This window comes from Streptomyces albospinus, from assembly GCF_014648695.1.
Taxonomy (GTDB): Bacteria; Actinomycetota; Actinomycetes; order Streptomycetales; family Streptomycetaceae; genus Streptomyces; species Streptomyces albospinus.
On record NZ_BMRP01000006.1, the window covers coordinates 181,559 to 191,128 of the forward strand.

The window sequence follows — 9,570 nt, forward strand, 5'->3', positions numbered from 1 at the left end:
GGCGTCTGTCGTTGCCGTGCGGGCGGCTGGTCAGCAGCCGAGGAGGCGGCCACCCAGGTAGGACTGGATCTGGTCGAGGCTGACGCGCTCCTGCTTCATCGTGTCGCGCTCGCGCACCGTGACGGCGTTGTCGTCGAGGGTGTCGAAGTCGACGGTGACGCAGAACGGGGTGCCGATCTCGTCCTGGCGGCGGTAGCGGCGGCCGATGGCGCCCGCGTCGTCGAACTCGATGTTCCAGTTCTTGCGCAGGTCGGCGGCGAGGCCCTTGGCCTTGGGAGAGAGCTGCGGGTTGCGGGACAGCGGCAGGACCGCGGCCTTGACCGGGGCCAGGCGCGGGTCGAGGCGCATGACCGTGCGCTTCTCCATCTTGCCCTTGGCGTTGGGCGCCTCGTCCTCGACGTAGGCGTCGAGGAGGAAGGCGAGCATCGCCCGGCCGACACCGGCCGCGGGCTCGATGACGTAGGGGGTCCAGCGCTCGCCGGCCTCCTGGTCGAAGTAGGAGAGGTCCTGGCCGGACGCCTTGGAGTGCGAGGAGAGGTCGTAGTCGGTGCGGTTGGCGACGCCCTCCAGCTCGCCCCACTCCGAGCCGCCGAACTGGAAGCGGTACTCGATGTCAGCGGTGCGCTTGGAGTAGTGCGAGAGCTTCTCGGCGGGGTGCTCGTACCAGCGGATGTTCTCCTCGCGGATGCCGAGGTCGCGGTACCAGTTCCAGCGCTGCTCCATCCAGTACTCGTGCCACTGCTCGTCCTCGCCCGGCTTGACGAAGAACTCCATCTCCATCTGCTCGAACTCGCGGGTGCGGAAGATGAAGTTGCCCGGGGTGATCTCGTTCCGGAAGGACTTGCCCATCTGCGCGATGCCGAACGGCGGCTTCTTGCGCGAGGTCTGCTGCACCTGGGCGAAGTTGGTGAAGATGCCCTGCGCGGTCTCGGGGCGCAGGTAGGCGACCGAGGCGGTGTCCTGGGACGGGCCGAGGTGGGTGGAGAGCAGGCCGGAGAACTGCTTGGGCTCGGTGAAACCGCCCTTGTTGCCGCAGTGCGGGCAGTTGATGTCGGCGAGGCCGTTCTCGGGCAGCCGGCCGTGCTTCTCCTCGTACGCCTCTTCCAGGTGGTCGGCGCGGAAGCGCTTGTGGCAGGAGGTGCACTCGGTGAGCGGGTCGGTGAAGGTGGCGACGTGGCCGGACGCCTGCCATACCTCGGGGGCCAGGATCACCGACGAGTCGATACCGACGACGTCCTCGCGCGAGGTGACCATGGCGCGCCACCACTGGCGCTTGAGGTTCTCCTTGAGCTCGACGCCGAGGGGGCCGTAGTCCCAGGCAGCCCGGGAGCCGCCGTAGATCTCACTGCAGGGGTAGACGAAGCCACGGCGCTTGCTCAGGCTGACGATGGTATCGATCTTGTCGGCGGCCACGGTGCTCTCTTCATTACGACGACGAACAATGGACAGGACGGCGCGTAGCGCCTCGACGAGGGGGTTGCTCGGGAGACGGGTGGGCGAATAGTTCAGGGTACCGGCGGCCGTACCCCCCGGATCAAATCGGTTCCGGCCGCTTCCGCGGCGCACTGTGACCTGGTGCGCACTTTGTTGACAATCATTTCCATGTTTGTTGAAAATGAGTGTCATGAACGTACGCCCGCACATATCCACCGCAGCCATAGCCGGAGCCGCGGTCCTCGGCCTGTTGAGCCTCTCCGCCTGCTCCACCGCCGGTGCCGGGCGCTCCGGCGACGGCAAGCTGAAGGTGACGGCGTCCTTCTATCCGATGCAGTTCCTCGCCGAGCAGATCGGCGGCTCCCATGTCGAGGTGTCCAACCTCACCAAGCCGGGCGTCGAGCCGCACGACCTGGAGCTCACCCCGAAGCAGACCGCGCAGCTCGGTGAGTCCGGCGCCATCGTCTACCTCAAGGGCCTGCAACCCGCCGTGGACGACGCGATCAAGCAGTCCGGCGTCAAGAACGTCGCCGACGCGGCCTCGCTCACCGGCCTCGAAACGCACGGCACCGAGGTCGACGGGCACCACCACTCCACCGGCGACAACCACTCGCACTCCGAGTCCGAGCCGGGCCGGGACCCGCACATCTGGCTGGACCCGGTGAAGTACGCCGAGGTCGCCAAGGGTGTCAACCGGACCCTCGCCGCGGCCGACCCGAAGAACAGGGCCGACTACCAGAAGAACACCGACGCCCTGGTCAAGAAGCTGGACGGGCTGGACAAGGAGTTCCGGGACGGGCTGAAGAACCGGGCCTCGGACACGTTCATCACCACCCACGCGGCCTTCGGCTACCTCGCCGAGCGGTACGGCCTGACCGAGGAGGCGATCAGCGGCCTGGACCCGGAGTCCGAGCCCAGCGCCAACCGCATCAAGGACCTGCACACCCTCGCCGCGCAGCACCATGTCTCCACGGTCTTCTTCGAGACCATCGCCAACCCGGCCACCGCCGAGGCCCTGGCCGGGGATCTGCATCTGAAGACCGACGTCCTCGACCCGCTCGAAGGGATCACCGGCAAGTCCCGCGGCAAGGACTACTTCGGCATCCAGCGCGCCAACCTCGCGGCGCTGGAGAAGGCGCTCGGCAGCAAGTGACCGCGCGCCGGCGGCCCGGCGCGCCGCCCCGCACACGTCAGACGTACCGCACGACGGAGGTCGGCACATGAAGGACAGGGACCAGCCCGCCATAGCGGACCAGCCCGTCATAGAGGACGCGCCCGTCATGGAGGACGAGCCTGTCATAGCCCTGCGCGGTGCCACCGCGTCGCTCGGCGCCCGGCCCGTGCTGCGCGGGGTCGATCTGACCGTGCGCCCGGGCGAGGTCGTGGCGCTGCTCGGCGCCAACGGTTCCGGCAAGTCCACCGCCGTACGGTCGGTGATCGGCCAGGTCCCGCTGACCGGCGGTGAACTGTCGCTGTTCGGGACGCCGTTCCGGCGCTTCGGGGACTGGGCCCGGATCGGGTATGTGCCGCAGCGCACCACCGCGGCGGGCGGGGTCCCCGCCACTGTCCGCGAGGTGGTCACGGCCGGCCGGCTGGCCCGTACGAAGCTGGGGATCCTGCGCCGGGCCGACCGGTCCGCGGTGCATCACGCGCTGGAGCTGGTCGGGATGGCGGACCGGGCCAAGGACTCTGTCAACGCGCTGTCGGGAGGACAGCACCAACGGGTGCTGATCGCCCGTGCGCTGGCCGGCGAACCGGATCTGCTGATCATGGACGAGCCGATGGCCGGGGTCGATCTGGCCAGCCAGGAGGTGCTGGCCGCCGCCCTGCGCGAGCAGGTCGCCCGGGGCACCACGGTGCTGCTGGTACTGCACGAACTGGGGCCGCTGGAGCCGCTGATCGACCGCGCGGTGGTACTGCGCGACGGCTGCGTCGTCCACGACGGCCCGCCGCCCAAGGCCGTCGGCCAGCACGCACTGCCCGGCCACGACCACGTCCACCCGCACGCCGACGCGTCCGCGGAACCGCTTCGAACGGGGCTGCTGAGCTGATGGAAATCCTCGACTACGCCTTTATGCAGCGGGCGCTGATCGCCGCCCTGATCGTCGGTGTCACCGCGCCCGCCATCGGCATCTACCTCGTCCAGCGCCGCCAGGCACTGATGGGCGACGGCATCGGCCATGTCGCCCTCACCGGCGTCGGCCTCGGCTTCCTGCTGAACGCCAGCCCGGTGTGGATGGCCACCGCGGTCGCCGTCCTCGGCTCGGTGGTGATGGAGCTGATCCGCTGGTACGGCAGGACCCGCGGCGATCTCGCGCTGGCCATGCTGTTCTACGGCGGCATGGCGGGCGGTGTGCTGCTGATGAACCTCTCCGACGCCGGCTCCAACGCCAATCTCGGGACGTACCTCTTCGGTTCGATCACCACCGTCTCGCCGCAGGACATGACGACGATCTACGTGCTGGCCGCGCTGGTGCTGGCGATCACCGTCGGGCTGCGCCGCCAGTTGTTCGCGGTGTGCCTGGACGAGGAGTTCGCCCGGGTGACGGGGCTGCCGGTGCGGCTGCTGAACCTGCTGGTCGCGGTGACCGCCGCGGTCACCGTGACGGTGGCGATGCGGGTGGTCGGCCTGCTGCTGGTCAGCGCGCTGATGGTGATCCCGGTCGCGGCGGCCCAGCAGCTGAGCCGCAGTTTCGCGGTGACCTTCGCCGCGGCGGTGGGGATCGGCGTGGTGGTCACCGTCGCCGGGACCACGACCTCGTACTACGTCGACGTGCCGTCCGGCGCGACCATCGTGCTGTTCGCCATCGGGCTCTTCGCGGCGTTCACGGCGCTGGCCGCCCCGCTCGCGAAAAAACGCGCCCGGGCAGCGTCGGAGGCCGGCAAGGGGTGCACTCTGGAGGTACCCGCCGGCCGGGTGCCGGCGGACGACGTGAGGGTGTGAGCATGTGAGCGCGTGCGGCGGGTGGCCGGACACGGGCGGGTGGCGCATCTGCGACGGGTAGCGGCGGCCGGCCCGGGATACTGATAGAGGTAAGTGTCCCACCAGGGTTCCGGTCATCACCTGGCACAATGGCCCGACGCATGCGCAGGGCAAGTCCTGACGTCCTAGGGAGGCAACGGTGGCGACGAGCGCGGGATCTCCGGTACGCGGCCGGTCGACGCGGCAGCGGACCGCGGTTTCGGCCGCACTCGACGAGGTCGACGAGTTCCGCAGCGCGCAGGAACTCCACGACATGCTCAAGCACCGGGGCGACTCGGTCGGGCTGACCACCGTCTACCGGACGCTCCAGTCCCTCGCCGACGCCGGCGAGGTCGATGTGCTGCGGACCAGCGACGGCGAGGCCGTCTACCGCCGGTGCAGCACCGACGACCATCACCACCACCTGGTCTGCCGGGCCTGCGGCAAGGCCGTCGAGGTCGAGGGCCCCGCGGTCGAGAAGTGGGCGGACCAGATCGCCGCCGAGCACGGCTTCCGCGATGTCGCGCACACCATCGAGATCTTCGGTACGTGCGGCGAGTGCGCGGACCGCGCGGCGGCCAAGCAGTAGCCGCGGGCAGCCACGGGCCGCAGACAGGCCGGAACGGCCGCCTCCGCTTCCGGGCGGGGGCGGCCGTTCCGTGCTGTGCGGGCCGTTCGGCGCGGGGCGGGCCCGCTTACGTGGCCGACTCGCCCTCGGCGATCGGCGCCGCCCCGAAGCGGCGGTCCCGCTTCGCGTATTCCAGGCAGGCGTCCCACAGGTTCCGGCGATCGAAATCCGGCCAGAGGATGTCCTGGAACACCATCTCGGCGTAGGCGCTCTGCCAGATCAGGTAGTTCGACGTCCGCTGCTCGCCGGACGGCCGGACGAAGAGGTCCACATCGGGCATGTCCGGGTAGTACATGTACTTCGCGACGGTCTTCTCGTTGACCTTGGACGGGTCCAGCTTCCCGGCCCGGACATCCGCCGCGATGGCCGCCGCGGCGTCCGCGATCTCCGCCCGACCGCCGTAATTCACGCAGAAATACAGCGTCATCGCGTCATTGTTCTTGGTCTGCTCCTGGGCGATCTGGAGCTCCTGCACGACGGACTTCCAGAGCTTCGGCATCCGCCCGACCCACCGGATGCGGATACCCAGCGCGTCCATCTCGTCACGCCGCCGCCGGATCACGTCCCGGTTGAAGTTCATCAGGAAGCGGACCTCGTCCGGCGACCGCTTCCAGTTCTCCGTGGAGAAGGCGTAGAGCGAGAGGTTCTTCACGCCCATTTCGATGCAGCCCTTGAGCACGTCGAGGACGACGCCCTCGCCGACCTTGTGGCCCTCGGTGCGCGGCAGCCCGCGCTCCTTGGCCCACCGGCCGTTGCCGTCCATCACGATCGCGACATGGTTCGGGACGAGCTCGCCGGGGATCTTCGGCGGGCGCGCGCCGGACGGATGCGGCTCGGGCGTCTCGTACTCACGTCGATTACGGCCCAGAATCCCGCGTACTGCCATGCGCCCCAGTCTCCTATGCAGATCGTTGACTCGATTGACGGCCCGCGCTATTTCTCCACGTAACGCAGGGAGCGCAGGCCCCGTTCCAGATGCCAGTGCAGATACGCCGCGACGAGGCCGCTGCCCTCCCGGACATGCCGCGCCTCGCAGGCGTCCGCGGTCTCCCAGTCGCCGGTCAGCAGCGCGCCGAGAAGCCCGATGGCCTCTGAGGAGGGTACGACGCTTCCGGGCACCCGGCAGTCCCCGCAGACGACGCCGCCCGCGGCCACCGAGAAGAACCGGTTGGGTCCGGGCAGACCGCACCGCGCGCAGGCACCGAAGCTCGGTGCGTAGCCGTTGACCGCCAGCGAGCGCAGCAGGAACGCGTCCAGCACCAGATGCGGCGCGTGCTCCCCGTTGGCGAGCGTGCGCAGCCCGCCGACCAGCAGCAGGTACTGCTGCACGGCCGGCTCGCCCTCGTGGTCGGTGAACCGCTCGGCGGTCTCCAGCATCGCCGTCCCGGCCGTGTAGCGCGCGTAGTCGGTGACGATCGCGCCCCCGTACGCGGCGATCGTCTCGCTCTGCGTGCACAGCGGCAGCCCGCGCCCGACCAGCTCGCCGCCCCGCGAGTAGAACTGCACATCGACGTGCGAGAAGGGCTCCAGCCGGGCCCCGAACTTCGACTTCGTCCGCCGTACGCCGCGCGCGACGGCCCGCACCCGGCCGTGGCCGCGGGTGAGCAGGGTGATGATCCGGTCCGCCTCACCCAGCTTCTGGGTGCGCAGCACGATGCCGTCGTCGCGGAACAGACTCATGCGGCCATTCTCCCGCACGACGGCAGGGCGGCGGTCCCGGGTGGCTCTCAGGGCCGCTCGCCCCGGGCGGGCTCCGCCAGCGCGGCGGTCAGCTGCCGGGCGACCTCCATCGAGCACCGCCCCAATTCGACGAGCGGCGGCATATAGCGGTGCGCGATCGAGACGGGGTCGGGGCGGAGCGACGGCAGGACGACTCCGGCGCGGGCGAGGGCCTCGCGCAGTTCCGTCGTCAAGGCATCCACTTCCTTGAGGTGCTGCTGCATGATCGTCCGCCCTTTCCGTGGGGGTTTCACTGTTCGCAAGCAGAGCGTGACGCTGCGGAACTACGCTGGGCAATGGGATCGGCACTACAACTGCCGCGCAGGCAGAGGGAGTTAGCCATGGCCGATGGCTCACGCATGGCGGCATGGGAACACTGGGGCGCGGAGCTCAAGTACCGCAGGGAACTCGCCGGACTGACCCAGAACGAACTGGGTCGGCGGGTGTTCGTCTCCGGCGGCTACATCGGCCAGTTCGAGCAGGCGATCCGCAGGCCGCAGCTGGATGTGGCGATCCGGATCGACGAGGTACTGCAAACCGACGGCTTTTTCGAGCGGGCCTGGCGGAAGCTGATCGACGACAAGCGGTATCCGGACTACTTCGCGGCGGTGGCGGAGCTGGAGCGGTTGGCGACCAAGATCTGCGAGTTCGCGCCGATGATCGTGCCTGGGCTGCTGCAGACGCCTGCGTACGCCCACGGCATCATGCTCGCGGGCAACCCGTTCGCGGCTGACGAGTACATCGAGGAGAAGGTCCGGGCCCGCCTGGAGCGGGCACATATCCTCAAGGAGGCAACGCGGCCCGTGTATTGGGCGATCCTGCACGAGTCCGTGCTCCGTGTGCCGGTGGGCGGCCCGGCCGCCATGGCAGAGCAACTGAAGCGCATCGCGACGCTCGCGCGCGAGCGGAAGATGCTGGTGCAGGTCCTGCCGTATGCCGCAGGTGCGTACCCGGTCATGGGGAAGATGCTTGCGCTCATGGAGTTCGAGGACGCACCACCAACTGCCTATACAGAAGGCGTGTATTCAGGCAATTTGCTGGACGATCCGGCAGTGGTGAAGCGGGCGCAGGAAGCCTACGATCTCATCAGGGCCGCCTCGCTGTCGCCGGAAGCGTCCCTGGCCTTGATCGAATCGGCGGCTGAGGACTACAGACGATGCGAGACTACGACCTGAGCGCGGCCTGTTGGCGCAAGAGCAGCTACAGCGACGACAACGGCGGCAGCTGCGTCGAGGTCGCTCACGACTTCCCTGGCGCCGCCCAGTGGCGTAAGAGCAGCTACAGCGACGACAAGGGCGGCGACTGCATCGAGGTCTCCGACGACCTCCCCGGCGTCGTCCCCGTCCGCGACAGCAAGGACCCGCACGGCCCCGCCCTGGTCTTCCCGGCCATCGGCTGGACCGCGTTCGTCGGTGCCGTCAAGGACGAGCGGTTCCGGACCGCCTGACCTCACCTCACCCGCACCACCCACGGCCCCGCCATCCCCGGATGGCGGGGCCGCATCACGTTACCGACCGGTCATCACCGGCTGAATGCGACCTTCCACACTTCTCCGTCGCTGCACGTCGAGGGCCCTCACACGGCGTCAGGTGGCAGGTAGCATCCGGTGATGATCGGCGGCACGGCAGCCGTGACGGCCGGCCATCATCCCCGTCAGTCCCCAAACGAGGATCCCGATGACATCCATACCCGAGGCGCTGTTGTGGTGCCTCAGCGCAGGTACGGCCGCCGCCGTGGTGCTGGCGGCGCTCTCGATCCGGGCGAGCGGACAGCGCAAGGCCCTGAGAGCGCGGCTGGCCGCCGCTGAGGAACACAGCAGCGCCACGCTCCACAGCAACACGGAGCTGTCGGCCCGGCTGCGGGCCACGGAGGCCGAGATCCGGCATCTGGCCGGGGCGCGGCTGCCCGACCTGACGATGGCGCTGGCCCATCCGCACGTGCCGGTACGGGGCCTGCTGGACGGCCGGTTCGCCGGGTCGGAGACCGATGAGGCGCTGAGCGGCGTACTGGAACAGGTCGGCGAGGCGATCACCAAGGAGCGGCAGCGGGTCGACGCGGCGGCGCAGTCGACGCTGCGGGGGGCCACGACGACGATTCAGGCACTGCTGTACCGGCTCCAGACGGCGTTGCAGGACATGCAGCACAAGTACGACGACCCGCAGATCGCGCAGGATCTGCTGGACGCGGACTTCCTCAACGAGCAGGCGCTGCGGCGGGTGCAGGCGACGGGTGTGGTGTGCGGTGCGTGGCCGGGGCTGACGCGGGAGGACTCGTATCTCGCGGAGCTGGTCGTGGGCGCCACGTCGCGGCTGCGCGGTTACGAGCGGGTGCAGGTCAGCAATCAGCTGCGGGATCCGGTCGCCGTGGTGGCGCGGGCCGTCGAGCCGATCGCGATCACCGTCACCGAGCTGCTGGCGAACGCGCTGCACCACTCGCACCGGGAACTTCCGGTGACCGTCACGCTCCAGCAGGGCAACCGCGGCGCTTCGGTGATCATCGATGACTACGGCGTCGGGATGCACGACGACGAGATCAAGCACGCGATGGAGCTGCTGGCGGGTGACGAGAGCCTGCTGCTGACGCAGCTGGGCGATCCGCCGCGGTCGGGTTTCGCGGCCGCCGGTCAGCTGGTGCGGCAGTACGGGTTCGGGGTGCATGTGGAGCCGTCGCCGTACGGCGGGGTGCGGGCCGTGGTCTACATCCAGGGTGATCCGCTGCTGACCGTGCTCGACGAGGCGGCGCAGCCGATGTCGGTGATGGCGCCGCTGCCGCGCGGTTCCGCCGCCGGCACCGGTGCCGGGGGGCGCGACCGGTCGTCGTCGGCGGC

The 9,570-nt window shown here is 69.5% G+C and carries 11 protein-coding genes; 7 read left to right on the forward strand and 4 right to left on the reverse strand.

The features are described 5' to 3' along the window. Positions 1 to 30: 30 nt before the first annotated feature. Positions 31 to 1,413: a glycine--tRNA ligase gene (locus IEZ17_RS11455; protein WP_159503855.1), complete on the reverse strand. Its 1,383-nt coding sequence runs from the start codon at positions 1,411 to 1,413 to the stop codon at positions 31 to 33. A 211-nt stretch (positions 1,414 to 1,624) separates the two neighbouring features. Here IEZ17_RS11455 and IEZ17_RS11460 point away from each other — a divergent pair, with 211 nt between their 5' ends. The 4 genes from IEZ17_RS11460 to IEZ17_RS11475 all read left to right on the forward strand — a co-directional run bounded on the left by IEZ17_RS11460 (position 1,625) and on the right by IEZ17_RS11475 (position 4,985). Beyond that, the gene (locus tag IEZ17_RS11460) at positions 1,625 to 2,587 is read left to right on the forward strand and encodes a metal ABC transporter substrate-binding protein (RefSeq protein WP_189299132.1); all 963 of its coding nucleotides are present in this window, start codon (positions 1,625 to 1,627) and stop codon (positions 2,585 to 2,587) included. A gap of 127 nt (positions 2,588 to 2,714) precedes the next feature. After that, positions 2,715 to 3,485 carry a metal ABC transporter ATP-binding protein gene (locus IEZ17_RS11465; RefSeq protein WP_189299274.1) on the forward strand — a complete coding sequence of 257 codons (771 nt, stop codon included), beginning with the start codon at positions 2,715 to 2,717 and terminating at the stop codon, positions 3,483 to 3,485. Then, positions 3,485 to 4,378: a metal ABC transporter permease gene (locus tag IEZ17_RS11470; RefSeq protein ID WP_189299134.1), complete on the forward strand. Its 894-nt coding sequence runs from the start codon at positions 3,485 to 3,487 to the stop codon at positions 4,376 to 4,378. The genes IEZ17_RS11465 and IEZ17_RS11470 overlap by 1 nt, the downstream gene beginning before the upstream one ends. 178 nt (positions 4,379 to 4,556) lie before the next feature. After that, entirely contained in the window at positions 4,557 to 4,985 is a 429-nt protein-coding gene (locus IEZ17_RS11475; protein ID WP_189299136.1) for a Fur family transcriptional regulator, read from the forward strand. A 106-nt stretch (positions 4,986 to 5,091) separates the two neighbouring features. Here the strand turns inward: IEZ17_RS11475 and IEZ17_RS11480 are convergent, their stop codons facing one another. From IEZ17_RS11480 to IEZ17_RS11490, 3 genes are read right to left on the reverse strand one after another with little or no spacing between them, the layout of a single operon-like run. Beyond that, the gene (locus IEZ17_RS11480) at positions 5,092 to 5,910 is read right to left on the reverse strand and encodes an isoprenyl transferase (protein WP_189299138.1); all 819 of its coding nucleotides are present in this window, start codon (positions 5,908 to 5,910) and stop codon (positions 5,092 to 5,094) included. 47 nt (positions 5,911 to 5,957) lie between these two features. Then, positions 5,958 to 6,704 carry a DNA repair protein RecO gene (gene recO, locus IEZ17_RS11485; RefSeq protein WP_189299140.1) on the reverse strand — a complete coding sequence of 249 codons (747 nt, stop codon included), beginning with the start codon at positions 6,702 to 6,704 and terminating at the stop codon, positions 5,958 to 5,960. A 47-nt stretch (positions 6,705 to 6,751) separates the two neighbouring features. Further along, entirely contained in the window at positions 6,752 to 6,967 is a 216-nt protein-coding gene (locus IEZ17_RS11490) for a hypothetical protein (RefSeq protein WP_189299142.1), read from the reverse strand. Positions 6,968 to 7,084: 117 nt separating this feature from the next. Between IEZ17_RS11490 and IEZ17_RS11495 the strand changes: the two genes are divergently transcribed. From IEZ17_RS11495 to IEZ17_RS11505, 3 genes are all read left to right on the forward strand, one after another. After that, positions 7,085 to 7,918, forward strand: coding sequence for a helix-turn-helix domain-containing protein (locus IEZ17_RS11495; RefSeq protein WP_189299143.1), 834 nt, complete (start codon positions 7,085 to 7,087; stop codon positions 7,916 to 7,918). Then, the gene (locus IEZ17_RS11500) at positions 7,900 to 8,190 is read left to right on the forward strand and encodes a DUF397 domain-containing protein (protein WP_189299144.1); all 291 of its coding nucleotides are present in this window, start codon (positions 7,900 to 7,902) and stop codon (positions 8,188 to 8,190) included. Before IEZ17_RS11495 ends, IEZ17_RS11500 begins: the two co-directional genes overlap by 19 nt. 229 nt (positions 8,191 to 8,419) lie before the next feature. Further along, positions 8,420 to 9,570: ATP-binding protein (locus IEZ17_RS11505; protein ID WP_229852161.1), on the forward strand; the 1,151-nt coding region annotated here is incomplete at its 3' end.